The following is a 22,760-nucleotide window of genomic DNA, read 5'->3' as shown; positions in this document are numbered from 1 at the left end:
GTTGGGGTTTTCGGGTGCGAGGCGTCTTCGGCGGTCAGGCGTCTTCGGCGGTCAGGCCGCCGAGGCGACCGGTTCGAGCAGCCGGTGCGGGCGGGCGATGGCGCGGGAGACCGGGTCGTCCCGCCGACCGGCGGCCCGGGCCGGGTTGGGGCGCATGGCGATCTCGGTGGGCGCCACCGGCGCTCCGCCGCAGCGGGGGCAGAGGCCGAGGTGGTCCAGGTCGGTGCCGCAGGCGGCGTGGGCGAACAGGTGGTACGGCCCGTCCTGCATCGCGTGCCGGGCGCCCCAGCGGCTCAACTGGTAGAGCGGGCCCCAGAGTTCGAGCCCGTTCGAGGTGAGCAGGTACGCGTGGCGCAGCGGCGCGAGCTGATACGGCTCCTTGCGCAGCACCCCGGCTTCGACGAGGGCGCCCAGCCGGGCGGTGAGGACGGCCCTCGGGATGCCGAGGTGGGTGAGGAAGTCGTTGAACCGCTGCACGCCGTAGAAGGCGTCGCGGACGATCAGCAGGCTCCAGCGCTCGCCGATCACCTCCAGGGCGCGGGCCAGGCTGCAGTCCTGGGATTCGTAGTCGGTGCCGAGGGCCATGCGGGTCAGGGTAGTCCACGGTCCGAGTGGGTTCAATGAACAGACCAACGGTGGTAGCGTGCCGCCGAGAAGAAGGTTCATTCACCAGACTCACGTTCACCGGACCCACTGTTCCGTCGCCCGGAGGGAACTCCCATGCCCCCCGCACCGCCCGGCACCTCTCCCCTGCGGCCCGGCGCCACGCTGGCCGTCACCTCGGCCGCGACCGCCCTGGTCACCGTCGCCTACACCGCCCCCACCGCCTCCCTCGCCGCCACCGCCGAGGCCGCCCACCTCGGCGCCGCCGGACGCACCTGGATCCTCACCGGCACGCTCGTCGGCGTCACCGCCCTGCTGCTGACCGCAGGCAGCGCCGCCGACGACCACGACCGCAAGAAGGTCTTCACCCTGGGCGCCCTGCTGCTCCTCGCCTCCGAAGCCCTCGCCGCGCTCGCCCCCGGCGGAGCCGTCTACCTCGCCGCGCGCGTTCTCCTCGGCGTCGCCTCGGCGGCCCTCCTCGCCCCCGCGCTCGGCCTGATCAGCCACGCCCACCCGCCGGGCCCCGCACGGGTGCGGGCGCTGGGGGTGTGGGGCGCGTCGCTCGGCCTCGGCATCGCGGTGGGCCCGGTGTGCGGCGCGCTGGTCGAACAGTGGGCGGGCTGGCGCGCGGTCAGCGGCGGCGTCGCGCTGGCCTCCGCCGCCGTGGCGGCCTTCGCCGCCGCCGTCCTCACCGAGTCCCGGGCCGGGCGGCCGCGCGCCCTCGACCCGTACGGCGTCCTGACCCTGGCCACCGGCACGTCCTGCCTGATCGCGGGCCTGGCCGAGGGCCGCGACGGCTGGGGGCGGCCGGTGGTCGCGGCGCTGCTCGCGGGCGGGGTGCTGCTGCTGGCGGCGTTCGTCCTGGTCGAGGCGAAGGTGCGGGAGCCGATGCTGGACCTCGGGCTGTTCCGCGACCCGGGCTTCCTCGTCGCCACCGGCGGGGCGCTGTTCACCGGCGCCGCGATCGTCGGCTACATGAGCTACCTGCCCACCCTGCTGCAGGGCGTCCTCGCGCTCTCCGGCCCGGCGGCGGGCGGGGTGGTCGCCCTCTGGTCGGGCCTGTCCGTCGTCTCCGCGCTCCAGGCCCGTCGGCTGGCGGCGCACCTGTCCGCCACCGTGCAGGTCGCGCTCGGGCTCCTGGTCTGCGGCCTCGGCGCGGCCGGACTGTACGGGCTCACGCCCGGCGGTTCCTGGCTGCGGCTGGCACCGGGGCTCGTGGTGGCGGGCATCGGCAGCGGCGTCCTCAACGCGGCGCTGGCCCGGCTCGCGGTCAGCAGTGTCCCGCCGCACCGGGCCGCGATGGGCTCGGGCGCCAACATCACCTCCCGCTACCTCGGCTCCGCCCTCGGCGTCGCCCTCACCATCGCCCTGGTCGGCTCCACCCGGCCCGGCACCACGGCGGACACCCTGGCCACGGGCACCGACCGGGCCACCCTGGCCGCCGCCGTCCTCTGCCTCGTCGGCGCCCTGCTCGCCCTCCTCGCGCGCCGCGCACCTGCGCCGCAGGCGGCGGAGCGCGCGCCTGAGCCCGCTGCGGCGGGGCGGTGACGCGCGGGGAGTCGGCCGGGCCTCTTCGGGGGCTCATCTTGTTCCTGCTCGGCAGCCTTCTCCGGCGACGGGCGACGGGCGACGGGCGAAGGCCGCCGAAGGCTCAGCGGGCCAATATTTGCCCTTCGATAGCTAGCGCCAGGCTCGCCCACACACCCCCGGATGCGCGGGAAGTCGGCCGGGCCGACTTCCTGCGCACCGCCCGCGTCCTCCTCGCGTCCGGCGAGCACCTCCCCGTCGGGCTCCCGCCCGGCCGTCACCGCGTGCGGTCCTTCGGCGGCGAACAGCCCGCCGAGGACCCCTTCCACCTGGATCGCCTCGTCCTCCTACCCTGAGGCGGGTCCCGGGGCCGCGTGCGAAGATGGCAGGGCTGGTCGGAACGATCTCCGTACGCTTCTCGGGCCGTGGTGGACGACGTGGTGAACGACGACGCGCAGCACCGGGGCGAGCCCCAGCAGGACGCCCTGCTGATGGTGCCGATCGCCACGGCCCTCCTGGGTGCCGACGGCCGCATCCTGCACTGGAGCGGCGACGCCGAGGCGCTGCTCGGCTACAGCGCGGAGCAGGCCCTCGGGGCGAGGGCCGCCGACCTGCTGGCCACCGACGAGCAGCGGAGCGAGGTGCTCCAGCTGTTCGGGCAGATCCAGGCCGGCCGCCCCTGGACGGGGGTGTTCCCGGTGCGCCACCGGGACGGCCACGCGGTGCAGTTGGAGTTCCACACCCATGCGATCACCGTGCCGGGAGCCGTCGGCCCACTCGTCCTGGCGGTCGCCGCCGAGGTGACGACGCTGCGCCGCATCCAGTCCGACCTGGCGGTGCTGGACGGGTTCTTCACCCAGTCCCCCGTCGGCATGGGCGTGTTCGACAGCGAGTTGCGCTTCGTCCGGCTCAACGAGGCCCTGGCCCGCGCGAACGGCCTGCCGGCCGAGCAGCACCTGGGCCGCCGGATCTCCGAACTGCTGCCCGGGACCAACGGCGCCGAGGCCGAGGAGGCGATGCGGCGGGTGCTGGCCAGCGGCGTGCCGGTGCTGGACGCCCGCGCGCACGGCCGCACCATGAGCGACCCCCGCCGTGAACACGCCTGGTCCGCCTCGTACTTCCGGCTGCAGGACCGGGGCGGGCGGGTGCTCGGGGTGAGCGCGACCGTCGTCGACATCACCGCGCGCTTCCGCGCCGACGCCCGCGCCGCCCGGGCGCAGGAGCGCCTGACGCTGCTGGTGGACGCCACGGCCTCGATCGGCACCACCCTCGACCTGCACCAGACCGCCCGCGAGCTGGCGGACGCGATGGTGCCCCAGGTCGCGGACGTGAGCGGGGTGTTCGCCCTGGAGGCGCTGGTCGCCGGCCGCAGCGTGGAGCCCCCGGACCCGCAGGCCCCGATGCTGGTGCGCCGCCTGGCGCTGGCCACCGACGATCCGCTGTACCCGGCCGAGGCGCTGCCGGTGGACGCGCTGTACGAGCTGCCGCCGGACTCCCCGTACGCCAGGGCGCTGGCCACCGGGCGGACGGTGGTGGTGCCGCCGCTGCTGAGCGACGGCGTCACCGAGAGCCGCAGGCGCGCCTTCCTCGGCGACCGGCCCCGCTCGGTGCGGATCACCCCGCTGGTCGCGCGCGGCACCACCCTCGGCATGGTGGTGTACTCGCGGCGCGGTGCGCGCGAGTCCTTCGCCGAGGCCGACATCACCCTCGGCGAGGAGCTGGCCTCGCGCGCCGCCGTCGCCCTCGACAACGCCCGGCTGTACCTGCGCCAGCACCAGACCGTGCTGGCGCGGCAGCAGGCGCTGCGCGAGGCGAAGGCGGCGCAGGAGCGGCTGGCGCTGGTCAACGTCGCCTCGACCAGGATCGGCACCACCCTCGAAATCGACCGCACCGCCCAGGAGTTGGCCGAGGTGGCGACGCCCCGGCTGGCGGACACGGTGGTGGTGGAGATCCTGGACGGGCTGGTGCACGGCGAGCGCGAGGCGGCCGCCACGACGGACGGGTCCGCGCTGCTGCGGCGGATGGCCTTCCACTCGGTGCCCGGCTCCACCCTGTCGCCGATCGCCCGGCTCGGCGGGGTGCACCGGTTCCCGCCCGGCTCGCCGTACGCGTGGTGCCTGGAGCATCGGGAGCCGGTGCTGGTGCCGAGGATGGACGAGCAGGGGCTGGCCTGGTTCGCCGACGATCCGGTGCGCACGGCGGCCATCCGCGAGCAGAACGTGCGCTCCTTCATGGTCGTCCCGCTGATCGCGCGCGGGACGCCGATCGGTGTCGCCGGGTTCTACCGCACCCTCGTCGACCGCCCGTACGTGGACGAGGACCTGGCGCTGGCCGGGGAGTTGGCGGTACGGGCGGCCGTGTCGATCGACAACGCGCTGCTGTACACCCGCGAGCGGGACGCCTCGGACGCGCGGCAGCGGGCGCTGGACGAGGCCCGGGCCGCGCAGCAGCGCCTGTCGCTGCTGAACGAGGCGACGGCCCGCATCGGCACCACGCTCGATCTGCACCGCACCGCCCGGGAGTTGGTCGAGGTGGTGCTGCCGCGCTTCGCGGACTTCGTGACGGTGGACCTGCGCGACACGGTGCTCGGCGGTGAGGAGCCCGGGCCCGTCCCGGCCGACGGAGCGGTGCTGATGCGGGCGGTGGCAGTCGGCGACGTGACCGGCGGTGACGGCGCCCTGACCGTGACCGCCGACCAGGTCGGCGAGTCCTCCCAGTCCGCGCAGGTGTACGCCGAGAGCCTGCGCACCCGCCGCTCGATCCTGATCTCCGAGGTGACGGAGGCCGACATGCGCCGGATCGCCGCCTCCCCCGACCGGGTGGAGCCGGGCCTGTCCGCCGGGGTGCACTCGTACCTGATGGTGCCGCTGGTGGCGCGCGGAGTGGTGCTCGGCGGCGCGGAGTTCATCCGCACCCGCAACCCGGTGCCGTTCGGCCCGGAGGACCGCTCGCTGGCCGAGGAACTGGTCTCCCGGACGGCGCTGGCCATCGACAACGCCCGGCTGTACCGCCGCGAGCGCGACACCGCCCTGATGCTGCAGCGCAGCCTGCTGCCGCAGGAGATCCACCGCACGCTCGGGCTGGAGATCGCCTACCGGTACCTGCCGAGCAGCGTGGTCAGCGAGGTCGGCGGCGACTGGTTCGACGTGGTGCCGCTGGCCGCCGGGAGGGTCGCGCTGATCGTCGGCGACGTGATGGGCCACGGCATCCGGGCCGCCGCGACGATGGGCCAACTGCGCACCGTCGCCCGTACGTTGATCACCCTCGACCTGGACCCGGCGCGGGTCATGTACCGGCTGGACGAGGCCACCACGGCGCTCGGCGAAGGGCAGTTCGCCACCTGCGTCTGCGTGGTGTACGACCCGGCGGACCGCAGTTGCACCGCCGCCTGCGCGGGCCACCTGCCGCCGGTGGTCGCCGACACCGAGGGCCGGGCGGACCTGGTCGAGCTGCCGCCCGGGGCGCCGCTCGGGGTGGGCGGAGTCCCGTTCGACAGCGCCGAGTTCACCCTCCCCGAGGAGGCGATCCTCACTCTGTACACCGACGGGCTGGTCGAGCGCCGGGGCCACGACCTGGACGAGGGCCTGCAACTGCTCTGCCGCACCGTCGCCGACCGCCGCCGCACGCTGGAGCAGACCTGCGACGCCGTGCTGACCCGGCTCACCGGCCCCACCAGTGAGGACGACATCGCCGTCCTCATGGCCCAGGTCCGCCCGGCGGGCGCCGACCGGATCGCCTCCCTGCCGCTCACCGGGGACCGCGAGATGGTCGCCCACTCGCGCCGCTTCGCCCGCGAGACGCTGGAGTCCTGGGGCCTCGGCGCCCTCGCCGACTGGGCCGAGCTGCTGACCAGCGAGCTGATCACCAACGCCCTGGTGCACGCCGGATCGCCCACCCAGCTACGGCTGTTCTGCAACCGCACGCTCACCGTCGAGGTCGCGGACCGGGAGAGTGAGGTGCCCCGGATGCGCCGCGCCCACACCGAGGACGAGGGCGGGCGCGGCATCCACCTGGTCAACGAACTCGCCCACCGCTGGGGCAGCCGGCGCACCCGGAACGGCAAGGTGGTCTGGTTCGAGCTGGAACTGCCCCCGGGCTCGACGGCCGCCTGACTCCGTCTCCGGAGCCGTCAGTTCGGCAGCAGCAGGTTCACGTCCCCGAACTCGTGCCACAGGTACCGGTGTTGCACGGCCTCGCGGTAGCAGTCGGCGAGCAGCGGGCGCCCGGCGACGGCGGCGAGCATCAGCAGGTGCGAGGCGCGCGGCTCGTGCCAGCCGGTGAGCAGACCGTCCACGGCGCGGACGCCGCGCTCCGGGGTGATCACCAACTCCGTCCAGCCGTCCGCCTCCTGGACCGTCCCGTCCGGCGCGGCGGCCGACTCCAGGGCGCGGACCACCGTGGTGCCGACCGCGATCACCCGGCCGCCGCCGGAGCGGACGTGGCCGACCAGGCGGGCGGTGGCCGCCGGGACGTGGAAGCGCTCGGCGTACGGGGCCTCGTGCGCCTCCGGCGAGGCGACGCCGGTGTGCAGGGTGACCGGGGCGAGGAGCACGCCCCGGCCGGCCAGTCGGGCCACCGTGTCGGCGGTGAACGGGCGGGCGGCGCTGGGCATTTCGCTGCTGCCGGGGACGGTCGCGAAGGCCGTCTGGTACGCCTCGATCGGCCACTCGCGGTCCACGTAGCCGTAGCGGATCGCCCGGCCGTGCTGCGCGAGATAGGGCAACAGGGGTGCCGGCAGGGCGAGTTCCGCGTGCCAGAGGCGGGCGGTGAAGGAGGCCGTCAGCTCGGCGGCGCCTCCGGCCGGTAGGGAGATCCGCAGGCCCGGGCGGGCCGGGGTCTCCTCGGGCGGGTAGTAGGCGGCGGCCCGGCCCGGCTCCACCCGGCGGAGCTCCACCAGGTGGGTGCCGAGTCCGTCCGGCTGCGCGGAGGACAGGTGCAGCGCGACCGGCGTTCCGTCCGGCAGGCGGCCGGGCAGCGCGGCGGGGAGGGTGGCCGAGTTGTTGACCACCAGGAGGTCGCCCGGGCGGAGCACCTCGGGCAGGTCGGAGAAGCGGCGGTGCTCGGTGCGGGCTTCGGCTTCCGGGGCGGCGTCACGCGGAGCGGCAGCGCGTCTGCCGACGTCGCGGCGGCCGACGTCGCGGCGGCCGACGAGCATCCGCACGCCGTCGCGGGCCCCGCCTCGGGCCTCCGCCGGTGCGCGGGCGGAGAGTTCGGGCGGGACGGTGAACTCGGGCCCGAGGCCGAGGTCCGCCTCGGCCGTCGTCACCTGCCGCCCCCGGACGGGACGGATGCGACGGCGGCGAGGTCCTCGGCGCGGTAGCGGCCGGAGGCGCTGCGCTCGCGCACCAGGGCGAGCAGGACGGGGGCCACCTGCTCCGGCAGGGCCTCGCCGGAGATGTCCTCCCCGGGGCTCGCCTCCTGGAGCATCCGGGTGCGCATGCTGCCCGGGTCGACCGCCCAGACCCGCAACTCCCCCTCCTCGCGGGCGAGTACGGCGCTCGCCTGGTCCAGCGCCGCCTTGCTGGCGCCGTAGCCGCCCCAGCCGACGTACGCCTCCACGGCCGCGTCCGAGCTGATGTTGAGCACGGCGCCCCGGTGGGCGCGCAGTTGGGGAAGGACGAGCTGGGTGAGGGCGATCGGGGCGAGCGCGTTGACCTCGAAGGTCTCCAGCAGGTCCGGCAACGGGTACGCGGCCAGCCGGGGCAGCGGCTCGGCGCCGGGCGCGGGGGCGCCGTTGAGCGTGCCGGCGTTGTTCACCAGCAGCGCGGCGCCGCCGAGCCGCTCGGCGGCCTCGGCCAGCCGGGCCCGGTGGTCGTCGTCGACGATCGACCCGGGCAGGGCCACGACGGTGGTGACGGCCGCCAGTTCGGCCTCGGCCACGGCGAGTTCGGCCGCGCCACGGGCGGTGATCACCAGCTGCCAGCCGTCCTCGGCGAGCGCCTGCGCGAGGGCCCGGCCGAGGCCCCGGGAGGCGCCCGTGACCAGGGCGACGGGAGCGGTGTTGTGCGGTGCAGATCGCTTCATGCCCCCACTTTCGCCCCGCCCGGCCGGGGGGTGGATCGGGCGGCGGACCCAGCGGGGCTTGGTCCGTTCGTCCTAGATCGGCAGGCCGTCCTAGGACCCGCCTTCGCCTGCCCAGCCGTCCGGGTCCGTCCACGCCCGGAGGGTGCGGCGGGTCTCGAAGTACCGCTCGCGGCCGGTCAGGGGGTCGGTGAACTCGACGGAGGAGGCGAGCAGTTGCAGCGGGCGGCGGAAGTCGTCCGGGGCCGGTTCGGGCAGCACCACGGGGTAGACCGGGTCCCCGAGGATCGGCAGGCCCAGGCCCGACATGTGCAGGCGCAGCTGGTGGGTGCGGCCGCTGAGGGGGCGCAGGCGGTAGTGGCCGAGGCCGTCTCGGTGGGTCAGCAGGTCGACCCGGCTCTCGCTGTTCGGCGGCGCGTCGAGCTCCCGGGCGGCGATCACCCCGCGCTCCTTGACGATGTGGCTGCGGACGGTGCGCGGCAGCTCCAGCGCCGGGTCGTAGGCGGCGACCGCGCGGTACTCCTTGCGGACCAGGCGGTCGCGGAAGAGCGTCTGGTAGGCGCCACGGTCCTCCGGGCGCACCACGAACATGGCCAGGCCCGCGGTGAGCCGGTCCAGGCGGTGCGCGGGGCTGAGCGCGGGCAGCTCGAGGCCGTGGCGCAGCCGGGACAGCGCCGTCTCGATCACGTGCCGGCCGCGCGGGGTGGTGGCCAGGAAGTGCGGCTTGTCGACGACGACGAGGTGCTCGTCCCGGTGGAGCACGACCAGCTCGAACGGGACGTGCACCTCCTCGGGGTGGTCGCGGTAGAACCACAGGTGTGCACCAGGGCGAAACGGTTCCTCCGGCGCGACCGGGCCCTCCTCGCCGACGATCTCCCGCCCGCGCAGCGCCTCGTCGACCCGCTCGGCGCCGACGGTGGGCAGCCTCTCGACGAGGTACGCCCGCACGGTGGGCCAGGGGCCCTCCAGGGGAAGCCGCAGGTGCACCGGGTCCACGCCGTTGCGCTGCGGGAGGGGGGAGGCCGGGCGTCGGTTCTTGCGTCTCATCTCCCGGCCCAGCCTAGTGCTCCCGGGCAGGGGCGATTGTCAGTGGTGGCTGCTAGCGTCCCGAGCACGATCGAGGAACGGTCGTACACGGCTGACGAGGGGACGGTGCCATGGGGTTCAGGGCTGCGGGGTCGTTCGAGCTGACCACGTTCGAGCAGGTGGAGGTGGAGGAGCGCGAGAGCGCCTCCTTCGGGCGGATCAGGATCGCCAAGGTGTTCACGGGTGCGCTCAGCGGCACCAGCGAGGTGCGGATGCTGTCGGTCGGCGGGCCGGGCGGCGAGCCGGCCTCGTACGTGGCGGTGGAGCACGTGACGGGTGAACTGGACGGGCGCAAGGGCTCGTTCGTGCTCCAGCACGCCGCGTGGGACACGTCCGGCACGACGATACGCGTGGCGCCGGGCACGGGGGCGGGCGAGCTGGCCGGGATCACCGGGGAGTTCCACCTGACCGTCGACGAGTCCGGCGCCCACACCTTCGTCCTGGAGTACGAGCTGGGCTGACCGCCCCGGGGCGTCACCTCGACGGCGGTGGTGCCGTACAGCTCGAGCGCCGGTGCGCGCTGTCACGATGATGCGATCAGTGCACGATCGACATCGGAGGGTGGCGCATGCCCGAGGCGACGGTGGCCCAGATCGCGGCAGGTGTTCCGGGCACGGTCGAGGAGGTGGTCGACCGGCTGCGCGGAATCGGGGCAGGGCTGCCGCCGGGGGACGGCGTGGCGGTCTTCAACCGGCTCTACCTCACGGTGACGGAGGCCGTCCGCGACCACCTCGGCGGCCGGTACTTCGCCGACCCTCCGGCCGTGGCCGAGCTGGACGTGGTGTTCGCCGGGCGGTACCTGCTGGCCGTGGCCGCCGACGCGGCCGGGCAGGAGCCGCCCGCCAGCTGGCGGCCACTGTTCGACCAGCGCGCCCACCCCGGGGTGCACCCGCTGCAGTTCGGGCTGGCCGGAATGAACGCCCACATCCAGCACGACCTGCCGCTCGCCGTCATCGACATCTGCCGCCGCCGGAACTGCACACCGGCCGCCCTCGAGGAGGACTATCACCGGATCAACGACGTACTGGCCGACACGGAGGCCCTCGTCCGGGAGCAGCTGATGCCCGGCCCCGACCTCCTGGAGCGCGCCGAGCCGCTCACCCACCTGCTCGGCGCGTGGTCGGTGCAGGCCGCGCGGGAGGGTGCCTGGGCCGCCGTCCAGGCGCTGTGGGAACTGCGCGGACTGCCCGGCGCGGCGCGGGCCTTCGCCGCGGTGCTCGACGGCTCGGTCGGGTTCCTCGGCCGCGCCCTGCTGCTCCCGCTCGGCCTCCACGAGCCGGAGGGCGCGTCGCGGGAGACGGGCGGCACCGGGTCGGGCGCGGCGCGGGAGCTGGCCGGCGCGGCACAGGAGTTGGGCGGCACGTCCGAACCGGGCGCGACGGGCGGCCCGGGCGGGCAGGCGGCCACAGTCGGCGGCGGGTCGAGTGCGGCGCGGGGCGAGCCGTACGGGCAGGCCGCCCGAGCAGGGCTGCCCGGGCGGGACGGCCGAGACGCCCCGGGCGGGCAGGCGGCCACAGTCGGCGGCAGGTCAAGTGCGGCGCGGGGCGAGCCGAACGGGCAGGCCGCCCGAGCAGGGCTGCCCGACCAGGACGGCCGCGACGCCCCGGGCGGGCGGCGCGTCGGCAGCCCCAGGGGCGTTGCGGTGCACCCCTCGCCCGCCGCTTCGACTGCGAGCCGGTCAACGGCAACCGGCACAGCGCCTGCGGACGCCGCCGTCGCGTCGGCGGCGTCCGGTGCGTCGGCCGCGCCCGGTGCGTCGGCGGCATCCAACGCATCAGCGGCGCCCGGCGTGGTGCTGCCGGACGCCGCCTACCCCGGGGTGGCCGTCAGCGCCTCGCCCGGCTCCGCCCCCTTCGCGGAGCCGGGCGGTGCCCCGGTCGACCCTCCCGGGTCCGGTCAGGCCCAGCTGGAGTGGAGCGGCTTGCCCTCGGCGTAGCCGGCGGCGCTCTGGATGCCGACGATGGCCTTGTCGTGGAACTCCTCCAGCGTGCTGGCGCCCGCGTAGGTGCAGGAGCTGCGGACGCCGGCGATGATCGAGTCGATCAGGTCCTCGACGCCCGGGCGGGCCGGGTCGAGGAACATGCGGGAGTGGGAGATGCCCTCCTCGAACAGGGCCTTGCGGGCGCGGTCGTAGGAGGAGTCCTGGGCGGTGCGGTTGCTGACCGCGCGGGCCGAGGCCATGCCGAAGCTCTCCTTGTACTGGCGGCCGTCCGCGGCGGTCTGGAGGTCGCCCGGGGACTCGTAGGTGCCGGCGAACCAGGAGCCGATCATCACGTTGGAGGCGCCGGCGGCGAGCGCCATGGCGACGTCGCGCGGGTGGCGCACGCCGCCGTCGGCCCAGACGTGCTTGCCGAGGCGGCGGGCCTCGGCGGCGCACTCCAGGACGGCGGAGAACTGCGGCCGGCCGACGCCGGTCATCATCCGGGTGGTGCACATGGCGCCGGGGCCGACGCCGACCTTGAGGATGTCGGCGCCCGCCTCGACGAGGTCGCGCACGCCGACGGCGGAGACCACGTTTCCGGCGACGATCGGGACCTGCGGGTCCAGGCCGCGCACCGCGCGCAGCGCGCTGATCATGGACTCCTGGTGGCCGTGCGCGGTGTCGACCACCAGCACGTCGGCACCGGCCTCGACGAGCGCCTTGGCCTTGCCCGCGACGTCGCCGTTGATGCCGACCGTGGCGGCGATGCGCAGCTTGCCCGCCGCATCGACGGCCGGGGTGTACAGGGTGGCGCGCAGCGCGCCCTTGCGGGTGAGCAGGCCCACGAGGCGGCCTTCGGCGTCGACCACCGGGGCGAGGCGGCGGTGCGCCTCGGTGAGCTTCTCGAAGGCGGCGCGCGGGTCGATGGTCTCGTCGAGGACGAGCAGGTCGCGGGACATGATGTCGGCGAGGCTGGTGAAGCGGTCCACGCCCTGGCAGTCGGAGTCGGTGACGACGCCGACCGGCCTGCCGTCCTCGACGACCACGAGGGCGCCGTGCGCGCGCTTGGGCAGCAGCGAGAGCGCCTCGGCGACGGTGGCGGACGGCGCGAGGGTGATCGGGGTGTCGAACACCAGGTGGCGGCCCTTGACCCAGTCCACGACCTCGGCGATCACCTCGGTGGGGATGTCCTGCGGGATGGCGACCAGGCCGCCGCGGCGGGCGACGGTCTCGGCCATCCGGCGGCCGGCGATGGCGGTCATGTTGGCGACGACCAGGGGGATGGTGGTGCCGGTCCCGTCGTTGGAGGACAGGTCGACACCCTGCCGGGAGCCCACGGCGGAGCGGCTGGGGACCATGAAGACGTCGTCGTACGTGAGGTCGTACGAGGGCGTGAGGTCGTTCAGGAAGCGCATGAAGGGGGCTCTCTGGCTTGGGGGGATACACCTCGGGCGCGGTAGGCGGCGATGCCGTCGAGGCGCACTCGGGCGGCCCGCACCCAACGTTCGATTCTCCGGGACGGTCCGGGCAAATGCCAGTTCGAGGGCGATTGCTGGGGCTGTCCACAAACCGTTGTCAATGCTCCGCGCGTAGATTTGGATGATCATCCAAGCGCCCCGGTTTTCGCCCCTCCCGGGCCCGCTCCCGTAGCATTCACGCGGTAACGGCGAGGCGAGTGGGAAGCGGCACCGGGCGTGGACACCAAGCAGGACAGCGGCAACGATCAGGGCATCGAGCAGGCCATCGATCAGGGCATCGAGCAGGGCCAGGAGACCGGGGAGACCGGGGAGACCGGCGAGGAAGTCGACTACGGCCCCGGCCTGGACCCCGAGCGCCTCAAGCTCTGCCTGGAGGTGCTCGCCGAGCTGGACCAGCTGCACGTGGACCACCCGGACGCGATCACCGTCCGCCAGGCCGTCGGCGGCATATTCCGCACGCTCAAGCAGCGCCGCCGCCAGGAGACCCGGGCCCGCAAGACCGCCAACGACCGCGAGGTCACCTCCCGCACCGCCACCGGCGCCCCCAGCCGGATCGACGACGAGACGGCCGGCGCCTTCGGCCTGACCACCGTCACCACCACCGAGATCGCCGGCGTCCTGGAGCGGCCGCGCTCCTGCTACACCTGCAAGCAGCGCTACGTCGAGGTCGACGCCTTCTACCACAACCTCTGCCAGAACTGCGCCGTCAAGAACCGCGCCCACCGCGACGCCCGCGCGGACCTCACCGGCAAGCGCGCGCTGCTCACCGGCGGCCGGGCGAAGATCGGGATGTACATCGCGCTGATGCTGCTGCGCGACGGCGCCCACACCACCATCACCACCCGCTTCCCCAACGACGCGATCCGCCGCTTCAAGGCGATGCCGGACAGCGAGCAGTGGCTGCACCGCCTCAAGATCGTCGGCATCGACCTGCGCGACCCCGCCCAGGTGATGGCGCTGGCGGACGAGGTCGCGGCCGACGGCCCGCTGGACATCCTGATCAACAACGCCGCGCAGACCGTGCGCCGCCCGCCGGAGTCCTACCGCGAGCTGGTCAACGCCGAGTCCGCCCCGCTGCCGGCCGGTGAGCTGCCGCAGTCCACGACCATCGGCCGCTTCGGCAGCGGCGGCGTCGAGCTGCCCGCGCTCCCCCACCAGGCGGGCGGCGAGGCCCAGCGCCTGGCCGCCGAGGACGTCACCTCGCTCGCCCTGGTCACCGGATCGGCGACCCCCGCCCGGATCGCGGCCGGCACCGCGATCGACGCCGGCGGCCTGGTGCCCGACCTCGCGGACACCAACAGCTGGGTGCAGACCGTGAGCGAGGTCGGCCCGGTCGAGCTGCTGGAGGTCCAGCTCTGCAACTCCACCGCGCCGTTCATCCTCATCAGCCGTCTGCGCCCGGCGATGGCCGCCTCGAAGTCCCGCCGCAAGTACGTGGTCAACGTCTCCGCGATGGAGGGCGTCTTCTCCCGCGGCTACAAGGGCGCCGGCCACCCGCACACCAACATGGCCAAGGCCGCGCTCAACATGCTCACCCGCACCAGCGCGCTGGAGATGTTCCAGAACGACGGCATCCTGATGACCGCCGTCGACACCGGCTGGATCACCGACGAGCGCCCGCACCCGGACAAGATGCGCCTGGCCGACGAGGGCTTCCACGCCCCGCTCGACCTGGTCGACGGCGCGGCCCGGGTCTACGACCCGATCGTGCGTGGCGAGGCCGGCGAGGATCTGTACGGCTGCTTCCTCAAGGACTACGAGCGCGCCAACTGGTAACCACCAGCCCTAAGGAGCAAGCGAGTTGACGACCGCACCGATGCTCGGCGCCGGGGTCATCGTCCCCACCGGGGACGGCCGGGTGCTGATCGGCCGCCGCACCACCGCCGGCGAGCCGCCCACCTGGAGCCTGCCCGGCGGCAAGGTCGACCCGGGCGAGTCCTTCGAGCAGACGGCGGCGCGCGAACTCGCCGAGGAGACGGGCATCGTGCTGCCCGCCGGGGCGATGCGGGTACTGGCCCTGCACCTCGACCACGACCTCGGCCGGCCCCGGCTCACCGCCGCCGTGCTCGCCCCGGAGAGCCTGGCGCAGGCGTACGTCACCGAGCCGCACGCCTGCGCCGGCTGGGAGCGCCTGCCGGTGGACGCGCTGCCGCAGCCGATGTTCTACCCGTCCGCGCTGGTACTCGGCAGCTGGCTGGCGCAGCTGCGCCCGGAGCTGAAGGCCGACACGCACGGCTACCCCGTCACGCGCTGAACAGGCGGGTGACGGGGTATCCGGACCGACGGGCGGTCAGCCGTTGCGGGCCGCCTCCGGCCCCGTGATCCGCCGCAGCAGCGGCAGGGTGGAGGCGATGATCCCCAGCGAGGCGGCGATCCCGAAGGCCGTCAGCCCGTAGTACACCGCGCCCGGCGAGGCCAGGTCGTACTTCATCTGCGACTTGAGGAACATCGCCGCCGAGGCGAAGCCCGCCCCGATCGAGATCGCCGACACCACCAGCAGCGGCACCGCGCTCTCCAGTCCGACGACCTTGCGCAGCAGTTGCAGCGGCGCACCGGTCAGCCGCAGCATCGCGAACGGGCGTCGGCGGTCGGAGAGCCCGGCGACCACGCTCACCGCGAGACTGCACCCGGCGATCGGCAGAGTGGTCAGCAGGACGACGTTCGCCAACTGGCGCCAGCCCTGGAGCCGTTGCTGCCCGGCGGAGGCCCAGTCGTCGGCCAACCGGGGCTCGTGCGAGGGGTAGTTGCGGGCGAACAGGGACCGCAGCCGCTCCAGTGCCGAGGTGGAGCCGTCGGTCGTCGCATAGAGCGCCCGCACCGGCAGCTTGTCGACCTCCTCCGCCGAGATCGGCACGGCCGGCCACACCTTCCCCGCGCCGCTCTGGAGGTCCACGAACTGGTACCGGTCGACGGCCGCGACGGCGGCGCCGGGCGCACACTGCCCGACCACCGGGACCTGCGCCAGGTCCGAGCAGCGCACCAGGGCCGGGAAGAGCCTGTGCCGACCGCGCATCACCGCGCCGAGGCCCGCGGGGTTCTCGTGGACGATCGCCAGCCCTTCGAAGCCGGGGACGGCCCGCGCCTGCGCCACCACGTCGGCGGAGACCGAGGCGATGGTGCCCTCGCTGCTCCCGGCCTCGATGCCGTTGCCCCAGCCGCTCCTCGAGGCGTCCACGATCGACTTGCGCACCATCTGGTCGCCGCTCAGGGACGCGCCCCGCTCGCTGTTGATCGTGCCGATGATCCCGACCGTCGCCGAGGTGACGAACAGCGCCAGCACCAGGCCCGCCACCGAACGGAAGCCCGCCTTCGGGTCGTCCGCCAGCCGCCGCATCGCGATCAGCGAGCCCGGGCGGCTCGTCCGCCGGGCCACGAGCTGGGCGGTGGCCATCGTCAGCCACGGCCCCGCGCTCACCAGGCCGAGCATCACCAGCACGAACCCGCTCAGGTAGGCCAGCGACTGGGCGTTCGTCGTGCTCGGGTGGTGGACGACGAACCAGCCCAGTTCGCCGAGACCCGCCGCCAGCGGGATCAGCCTCCAGGCACGCGGCGGCTTGGGCGTCACCCGGCGCGACACCCCGAGCGGGGAGATCACCACCCGGCGCAGCGCCAGCCGGGCGGACACCGCCGTCGCCAGCGGCACGCCCAGCGCGACCGCGACCGCCTGCAGCGAACTCACACCGAGGTCGTCGAGGAAGAACCGCTGCCCGGTGAACGGCACGTCCGCGACCAGCGGCCGCAGCGCGAAGTAGAGCAGGAAGCCGGCCACCGTCCCGACCGCCGCCGCGACCGTGGACTCCACCGCGGCGACCACCGAGATCTGCGCCGGGGTCGCCCCGACCAGCCGCATCGCGGCGAAGCGCTGCTCCCGGGCGGCGGCGGAGAGCCGGGTGGCGGTGCCGATGAAGATCAGCACCGGGAAGAACAGCGCCCCGGCCACCACGGTGAGGATCAGCACCATGGCGTCGCCCTTGACGCCCTCGCCGAAGCAACCGTGCTCGCACTCCTCCAGCGTGGTGGTCGCGATGCTGGTCACGGCCACGGCCTCGGGCAGCGCCTTCACCTCGTCCACGGTACGGCCGACGACGATCGTGCGACTGTCCGGGGAGGGCAGGGCCGCGTTCCCGACGGTCCCCGCCAGGTGGCCCGGGAAGCGGTCGGCCAGTTCGGCGGCCGGGACGGAACCCATGAGCTTCTGCAGCGCGGGCGAGGCGTAGTACTCCCCCGGGGCCGGCAGCCTGTCCAGACCGGGCGGCACCGGCGCGGCGGCCCCGTCGGCCGCCACCTCGACCTGGAAGAGGTTCTTGCCGTCGTAGTAGTCCATCCGGGCTTCCCACCACAGCTTGTTCGCCGCGGAGGTCGCCGCCGGGCTCTGAGCGCCCGTGTTCATCCAGTGCTGGCGGTCGTTCGTCTCACCGATCGCGTTGACGCTGGCGAAGGTGGAGAGCAGCAGCCCGACCCCGATCGCCACCGCCGCCATGATGGTGGCCAACCGGGCCAGGGCCTCCCGGCCGCCGCTGACGGCCAGCCGCAGGGCGAAGGCGATCACGGGGCCACCGACCCGGCCGACAGGGTACGGGCCTGGCCGTCGCGCACGACGGCCTCGCGGTCCGCGTACGCGGCGACCCGGGCCTCGTGGGTGACCAGGATGACGGTGGTGCCCTGTTCCCGGGCCGCGCCGACCATCAGCTCCATCACCTGCTCGCCGGTCAGCGAGTCCAGCGCGCCGGTCGGCTCGTCGGCGAACAGCACCTGCGGACGGGCCACCAGGCCCCGGGCCAGCGCCACGCGCTGCGCCTGCCCGCCGGACAGCTCGCCGGAGCGGCGCCCGCCCATACCGTCCAGGCCGAGCCGCTCGAACCAGGGCCGGGCCTCGGCGAGGGCGGCCGAGCGGCGCACCCCGTTCAGCAGCAGCGGCAGGGCGACGTTCTCCTCCGCCGTCAACTCCGGTACCAGCTGGCCGAACTGGAAGACGAAACCGAACCTGTCACGGCGTAAGGCGCTGCGCTTGGCCTCGGGCAGGGTGTCGATGCGCTGCCCGTTGAAGAGCACCTCGCCCGCGTCGGGGACGAGGATGCCGGCCAGGCAGTGCAGCAGGGTGGACTTGCCGGAGCCGCTGGGCCCCATGATGGCGAGCACCTCGCCGGCCTCGACGGACAGGCTCGCCCCGCGCAGGGCGGGCGTCTCGCCGAAGGCCAGGGCGAGGTCACGGGCCTCGATCACGGTGGTCACGGGCGCACCTCCGCGGCGAGCGCGTCGAGTCGGGCGGTGGTCAGGTCGATCCAACGCAGGTCGGCGTCCAGGTGGAACAGGCCGTGGTCGGCGAGCAGGGCGTCCACCAGCGGTCCGCTGCGGCGCAGTTCGGTGAGCTCGCGCATCCGGCGCAGGTGGGCGGCGCGCTGGGTGTCCAGGTACTCCTGGGCGTCGCGGCCGAGCATCAGGGCCAGGACGACCTTGGTGAACAGGGTGGACTGGAGGGTGGGTTCGGGGGCGACGGGCTCCTTGAGCCAGGTCTCGAACTCGGTGGCGCCGGTCTCGGTGATCACGTAGCGCTTGCGGTCCGGGCCGTCGCCGGGTTCCGCCTCGCCCGCCATCACCTTGCCGTCCCGGGCCAGCCGGCCGAGGGTCGAGTACACCTGGCCGTACGGGAGGGGCTTGCCCCGGCCGAAGAAGGCGTCGTAGTCGCGCTTGAGGTCGTAGCCGTGGCTCGGCTCCCGCTCAAGCAGCCCCAACAGGGTCAGAGGAACACTCATGAGAGGACCATACACCCGGAGTACATACTGAGTGTATAGCCGGAGCGGATAACCCTCGGAGAGGCGCCGGGCGCCCGCACCACTCTTGTGCGCGAGGCGCCGTCGAGGGAGCATCAGGTGGAGATTGAGTAACGAACACCTGTGCGTTCACGTACCTTTGAGGAGCCTTCAACGTGTCCAGGACACCCCGCCCGGCCCGGCCCGCGTCGCTGTCGCGGCGAACCGGCCGGCACCTGAGGCGGGCCCTCGGTGCCCGGCACGAAGCGCTCGTCCGCCCCCTCGACCGCTCCCGCTCCCGCGCCTGGGTCCTCGCCGTCCTCGGCGCCCTGCTCGCCGTCGCCCTCTCCACCGGCGGCGCGCTGGTCTCCTTCCGTACGAGCGCGGCGCAGGCCGACCGCGACCACACCCGGCTGCACCGCGTCGACGCCGTCGTGCTCGACACCCCCGACCACGGCGCGGCGGGCGGCCGCTTCACCGGCTACAACACCCGCACCACCGTCGCGGCCGCCTGGTCCTACCCGGCGGGCACCCCGCACACCGGCACCGTCGAGGCCCCGCGCAGCGTGCTGGGCGGCACCGTCCTGCCGATCTGGGTCGACCCGGCGGGCAACCCCGCCTCAGCCCCGCTCGACCGCTCCGCCGTCGCCGTCGGCGCCGCCTGCATCGGCACCGGCGCCCTGCTCTCCGTCCTCGCCCTCCTCGTGCTCGCGCTGCGGCTGCGCCTCCAGGCCCTCGACCGCCGCGCCGACCGCGCCTGGACGGCGAGTTGGGCCCGGCACGAGCCCCGCTGGACCGGCCGGACCGCGCCCCACCGCGAGGACTCCTAACCGCCTCGGCCTCAGCGCGGAGCCGTCCAGCCCTGGGACAGGTGGGGCCGCGAGGCCAGGTGGGTCACGGCGGCGACGCCCACCAGGAGGACGAGCGCCAGGGACAGGGCGACCGGCACGTTCGCGTGGAGCACGAGGAGCGCGCCGAGGAGGGCGCCGGCGAACATCCAGACCGCGGAGGCCAGTCGGCGCGGGCCGGTGCGGTCCGCGGCGAGGGCCGTGATGGTCATGGTGAGCACGGTGGTGGTGAGGTCGGGCACCTTCAGCGAGCGGACCACCGCGTTCTGCCCGCCCATGGCGAAGCCCAGCAGCCCGATCAGGGTGTAGCGCACGCCCTCCGCCTCGTGCCCCGCCAGCGCCGCCAGCACGGTGGCCGCCGCCACGAGCACCGCCTGCCCGGCCACGGCGGCGGTGAGCAGGTGGCCCCGGTGCCCGGGCAGTCGGCGGGCGAGGTACCCGCCGGCGGCCGCGCCGAGGAGGAAGGCGGCGAGCGCCGCCAGCGAGGCCGTGGCCGACAGGCCCGCCGCGCCCGCGAGGGCGAAGCCGAGGAAGACCACGTTGCCCGTCATGTTGGCGACGAAGACGTGCCCGAGCTCGAGGTAGCTGACGGCGTCGACCACCCCGGTGACGACGGTCAGCACCAGCAGCATCGGCACCAGCGGGCCGTGTTCGTGGTCGGGGGTCAGCATCGCTCTCTCCCAGGGTGGCTCGGCGTGACGATCCCTCCGTTCTACCGCCTCAGGCGAGGGCCTCGTTCCCGGAGTCGTCGGCCTCGCCCTCCAGGTGCCAGTGCAGGTCCCGTACGCCCGGCTCCAGCGAGAGCCGGGTGACGACCTGCTCCAGGGCGGGGGCGACCTGGCCGGTGACGGCGACGGTGGCGCGCACGCTGGTGGCGTCCCCGGAGTCGGTGCGGCGGACGCGCAGGCCCGTGGGGGCGAGGCCGGAGGCGGCGAGGGCCTGGAGCAGCAGGGCCCGGATGTGGGTCTCGGACCTGCGGTCGCACTCCAGGTGCACGATGGCGCGGCAGGTGGCGTCCGGGTCGCTGCCGGACTGCGGGGCCCGGTCGAGGAGCCGGCCGGCCGGGCGCAGGATCAGGTGGACGGCGAGCACGGCGACGGTGCCGAGGACGGCGAGCTCGAGCTTGCCGGAGGCCGCCAGCACCCCGACGGCGGCCGAACACCACAGCGTGGCAGCCGTGTTGAGGCCCCGCACACCGGCGCCGTCGCGCAGGATCACGCCACCGCCGAGGAAGCCGATGCCGGAGACGACGTACGAGGCGACCCGGGTGGGGCTGCCGGAGTCGCCGACGGCCTCGCTGTACAGGACGAACAGGGTGGCCCCGGCCGCGACCAGGGCGTTGGTGCGCAGGCCCGCCATACGGGCCCGCCACTGACGTTCGACACCGATCAGCGCGCCGCAGGCGACGCCGGTGGCGAGCCGGACCAGGAACTCGACGGTGGTCAGGGTGTGCACGGCGGCACCTCCTTCGGAGGACTTCAGCGGACTTCAGCGGACTTCAGGGGACTTCATGGGGTTTCAGCGGAAAGGGGAAGGACGGGCGGTGAGCCTGGGCCCGCCGCCCGTCCGTACGGGGCGCGAGCGGCTCAGTGGTTCAGGGCGGTCTGGACGACCTTGATGATGACCATGACCATCGCGATCAGCAGGTAGGCGCGCAGGGCGCCCATGCCGAGCTTGCGGGCGGTGGACATGGCGGGCTTGGCGAGGGTCTCCAGCGGGGGCATGCGCCAGTTCTCGCGGCCGGTGCGGTCATGGGGGCGCCCCCGGCCGGAGGCTGGGAGAGGGTCCTCCTTGGTGCCCTTGCGGCCCGCGACGAAGAAGTACCCGGCCACGATGACCCCGGTCACGCCGCATCCCGCCATGATCGTCAGGATCGCGTCCGAGGAGATGTCCGGCCAGACCACGGCGGCGGTGAGGATCAGCGAGAGCATCACCAGCACCCCGACCACCGTGGCGGTGAAGGCGTTGGTCCTGGGCCCGTTGACCCAGGGGCCCAGGACGGCCCTGTCGTTGCAGAGCAGCAGGAGGAAGACGGTGGCGGAGGGCAGCAGCACCCCGGCCAGCACCTGCACGAACTGCGTCATCAGGCCCTGGGTGTAGGAGGTGGAGAGCAGGGTGATGGCGGCCGCGGCGACGACCAGGCCCGCGTAGACGGCGTAGAAGCCCTTGGCGCCCTTGACCCCGCGGTGCAGCGAGTGCTTGATCCCGAAGACGTCCCCGATGGCGTACGCGGTGGAGAGCGAGACCGCGAAGGCGCCGATGATCGAGGCGTCCAGCAGTGCGACGGCGAACAGGACACCCGCGAGGCGCCCGGCCTTGTCCTCGATGCCCTTGGCCAGCGCGGCCGCGTCCGAGAACTGGCCGAATCCGTCGGTGCCCGCGAAGGCCGCGGCGGTGATGCCGATCATCGCGGCGGCGCCCACGATCACCACGACGATCCCGATCCACAGGTCGACCTTCTCGTACCGCATGAAACGCGGGGTGATCCGCTTGTCGATGACGTACGACTGCTGGAAGAACAGCTGCCAGGGCGCCACGGTGGTGCCGACGATCGAGATGATGACCATCATGACGGCGGCGAGCTGGCCGGAGCCGCCCGGCATGTGCGGGACCACGAAGTCGTGGGCCATCTGCGAGGACTTGGGGTGGACCATGAAGTAGATCGGGACCAGCAGCAGCGAGCCTATGCAGAGTGTGATCGCCACCCGCTCGAAGCGCTGGAAGGAGCCGGTGAAGGCCGAGGCGATGATGATCGCCGCCGCCAGGACCACGGCGGCGGCCTTGGGCAGGCCCAGGTACCCGGCCGCCAGCGTCACGCCGATGAACTCGGTGACCAGCGTCAGGGCGTTGAGGAGGAACAGGTCGATGACGCTGAAGGCGCCCCAGAACCTGCCGAAGCGCTCCAGGATGAGCCGGGCGTGGCCGACGCCGGTGACGGCGCCCAGGCGCAGCACCATCTCCTGGTTCACGTACAGCACCGGGATCAGCATCAGCAGCGTCCACAGCAGCTGGGTGCCGTAGTTCTGCCCGGCCTGGCCGTAGGTGGAGAAGGCGCCGGCGTCGTTGTCGCCGACCATGACGATCAGGCCGGGGCCGATGATCGCGAGGAGGGTCTTGAGGCGGACGGAGAGGCCCTGGCGGGGTGCGTCGTCGTCGAGGCGGATGGTGCCGAGCGCGCCCTTGATGTCGCCGACGTGGGCGTCGTCGAGTACGGCGCTGCGGTGGGCGGCGGGGACCTTCGGGTCAAGCATCACGTTGGTCATGGCGGAGCCTCCCTTGCCCCGGGTGGGGCGACTGGGGGCACGCAGCGGCGGTCCCCCTGCGGGCATGCGTCGTCGACTCCGCACGGCGGCGCTGAGCGGCGGCGGCCGTACGGACGTGACGAAGCGTCAGGCGGCTTGCGTCCGCGGATGGCTGGGCTCGGGACGAAGGGCCTTGAGAAACGCGCAGGGGAGGTTGTTACCGCGTGCCGGAGGTGTACGAGAGCATGCGGGGATAGGGGCAACTGTGGCCCGGACTACTGCAG

At 74.1% G+C, this 22,760-nt stretch carries 18 protein-coding genes; 7 read left to right on the top strand and 11 right to left on the bottom strand.

What is annotated here, in order from left to right; genetic code table 11:
• Positions 1 to 51: 51 nt before the first annotated feature.
• On the bottom strand, positions 52 to 585 hold the full coding sequence (locus IH61_RS0119065; RefSeq protein WP_031071298.1) for a winged helix-turn-helix transcriptional regulator: 534 nt from the start codon (positions 583 to 585) through the stop codon (positions 52 to 54).
• A 135-nt stretch (positions 586 to 720) separates the two neighbouring features.
• Between IH61_RS0119065 and IH61_RS0119060 the strand changes: the two genes are divergently transcribed.
• Positions 721 to 2,151 carry an MFS transporter gene (locus IH61_RS0119060; protein WP_031071296.1) on the top strand — a complete coding sequence of 477 codons (1,431 nt, stop codon included), beginning with the start codon at positions 721 to 723 and terminating at the stop codon, positions 2,149 to 2,151.
• Positions 2,152 to 2,555: 404 nt separating this feature from the next.
• The gene (locus tag IH61_RS43000) at positions 2,556 to 6,242 is read left to right on the top strand and encodes a SpoIIE family protein phosphatase (RefSeq protein ID WP_051837425.1); all 3,687 of its coding nucleotides are present in this window, start codon (positions 2,556 to 2,558) and stop codon (positions 6,240 to 6,242) included.
• Between the two features lie 17 nt (positions 6,243 to 6,259).
• Here IH61_RS43000 and IH61_RS0119040 read toward each other — a convergent pair whose 3' ends face one another.
• The 3 genes from IH61_RS0119040 to IH61_RS0119030 form a co-directional block, all read right to left on the bottom strand.
• Positions 6,260 to 7,396: an S-adenosylmethionine:tRNA ribosyltransferase-isomerase gene (locus tag IH61_RS0119040; protein ID WP_051837423.1), complete on the bottom strand. Its 1,137-nt coding sequence runs from the start codon at positions 7,394 to 7,396 to the stop codon at positions 6,260 to 6,262.
• A complete protein-coding gene (locus IH61_RS0119035; RefSeq protein WP_031071292.1) occupies positions 7,393 to 8,154 on the bottom strand; it encodes an SDR family oxidoreductase in 762 nt (253 codons plus the stop codon). Before IH61_RS0119035 ends, IH61_RS0119040 begins: the two co-directional genes overlap by 4 nt.
• Before the next feature lie 90 nt (positions 8,155 to 8,244).
• A complete protein-coding gene (locus IH61_RS0119030; protein ID WP_031071290.1) occupies positions 8,245 to 9,198 on the bottom strand; it encodes a pseudouridine synthase in 954 nt (317 codons plus the stop codon).
• Positions 9,199 to 9,308: 110 nt separating this feature from the next.
• Here IH61_RS0119030 and IH61_RS0119025 point away from each other — a divergent pair, with 110 nt between their 5' ends.
• Positions 9,309 to 9,698: a DUF3224 domain-containing protein gene (locus IH61_RS0119025; RefSeq protein WP_031071289.1), complete on the top strand. Its 390-nt coding sequence runs from the start codon at positions 9,309 to 9,311 to the stop codon at positions 9,696 to 9,698.
• A gap of 107 nt (positions 9,699 to 9,805) precedes the next feature.
• Positions 9,806 to 11,173, top strand: coding sequence for a DUF5995 family protein (locus IH61_RS49975; RefSeq protein WP_063763228.1), 1,368 nt, complete (start codon positions 9,806 to 9,808; stop codon positions 11,171 to 11,173).
• On the opposite strand, the gene IH61_RS0119015 is transcribed toward IH61_RS49975, so the two are convergent.
• Positions 11,134 to 12,573: a GuaB1 family IMP dehydrogenase-related protein gene (locus IH61_RS0119015; protein WP_031071285.1), complete on the bottom strand. Its 1,440-nt coding sequence runs from the start codon at positions 12,571 to 12,573 to the stop codon at positions 11,134 to 11,136. The two genes, IH61_RS49975 and IH61_RS0119015, sit on opposite strands and share 40 nt — an antisense overlap.
• A 339-nt stretch (positions 12,574 to 12,912) precedes the next feature.
• Here IH61_RS0119015 and IH61_RS0119010 point away from each other — a divergent pair, with 339 nt between their 5' ends.
• Positions 12,913 to 14,412: an SDR family oxidoreductase gene (locus IH61_RS0119010; RefSeq protein WP_031071282.1), complete on the top strand. Its 1,500-nt coding sequence runs from the start codon at positions 12,913 to 12,915 to the stop codon at positions 14,410 to 14,412.
• A gap of 25 nt (positions 14,413 to 14,437) precedes the next feature.
• Positions 14,438 to 14,890 carry a nucleotide triphosphate diphosphatase NUDT15 gene (locus IH61_RS0119005; RefSeq protein ID WP_158845083.1) on the top strand — a complete coding sequence of 151 codons (453 nt, stop codon included), beginning with the start codon at positions 14,438 to 14,440 and terminating at the stop codon, positions 14,888 to 14,890.
• A 36-nt stretch (positions 14,891 to 14,926) separates the two neighbouring features.
• Here IH61_RS0119005 and IH61_RS0119000 read toward each other — a convergent pair whose 3' ends face one another.
• Genes IH61_RS0119000 through IH61_RS0118990 form a run of 3 tightly spaced genes read right to left on the bottom strand, consistent with a single transcriptional unit; the run spans position 14,927 to position 18,389 of the window.
• Positions 14,927 to 17,185, bottom strand: coding sequence for an FtsX-like permease family protein (locus IH61_RS0119000; RefSeq protein WP_031071278.1), 2,259 nt, complete (start codon positions 17,183 to 17,185; stop codon positions 14,927 to 14,929).
• Entirely contained in the window at positions 17,182 to 17,868 is a 687-nt protein-coding gene (locus tag IH61_RS0118995) for an ABC transporter ATP-binding protein (RefSeq protein WP_031071276.1), read from the bottom strand. The genes IH61_RS0119000 and IH61_RS0118995 overlap by 4 nt, the downstream gene beginning before the upstream one ends.
• The gene (locus IH61_RS0118990; protein ID WP_031071273.1) at positions 17,865 to 18,389 is read right to left on the bottom strand and encodes a PadR family transcriptional regulator; all 525 of its coding nucleotides are present in this window, start codon (positions 18,387 to 18,389) and stop codon (positions 17,865 to 17,867) included. Before IH61_RS0118990 ends, IH61_RS0118995 begins: the two co-directional genes overlap by 4 nt.
• 173 nt (positions 18,390 to 18,562) lie before the next feature.
• On the opposite strand from IH61_RS0118990, the gene IH61_RS46030 reads away from it, so the two are divergent.
• A complete protein-coding gene (locus IH61_RS46030) occupies positions 18,563 to 19,216 on the top strand; it encodes a hypothetical protein (RefSeq protein ID WP_051837421.1) in 654 nt (217 codons plus the stop codon).
• An 11-nt stretch (positions 19,217 to 19,227) separates the two neighbouring features.
• On the opposite strand, the gene IH61_RS0118980 is transcribed toward IH61_RS46030, so the two are convergent.
• From IH61_RS0118980 to IH61_RS0118970, 3 genes are all read right to left on the bottom strand, one after another.
• On the bottom strand, positions 19,228 to 19,905 hold the full coding sequence (locus IH61_RS0118980; protein WP_031071270.1) for a DUF1275 family protein: 678 nt from the start codon (positions 19,903 to 19,905) through the stop codon (positions 19,228 to 19,230).
• A 49-nt stretch (positions 19,906 to 19,954) separates the two neighbouring features.
• Positions 19,955 to 20,689, bottom strand: coding sequence for an MgtC/SapB family protein (locus IH61_RS0118975; RefSeq protein WP_031071268.1), 735 nt, complete (start codon positions 20,687 to 20,689; stop codon positions 19,955 to 19,957).
• Positions 20,690 to 20,820: 131 nt separating this feature from the next.
• Positions 20,821 to 22,497, bottom strand: coding sequence for an NRAMP family divalent metal transporter (locus tag IH61_RS0118970; protein WP_031071265.1), 1,677 nt, complete (start codon positions 22,495 to 22,497; stop codon positions 20,821 to 20,823).
• Positions 22,498 to 22,760 lie beyond the last annotated feature (263 nt).

The organism is Streptomyces sp. NRRL WC-3742 (genome assembly GCF_000720635.1).
GTDB lineage: Bacteria > Actinomycetota > Actinomycetes > Streptomycetales > Streptomycetaceae > Kitasatospora.
The sequence above is the reverse complement of the archived record's forward strand: the minus strand, read 5'-3'. Positions and strand labels throughout refer to the sequence as shown.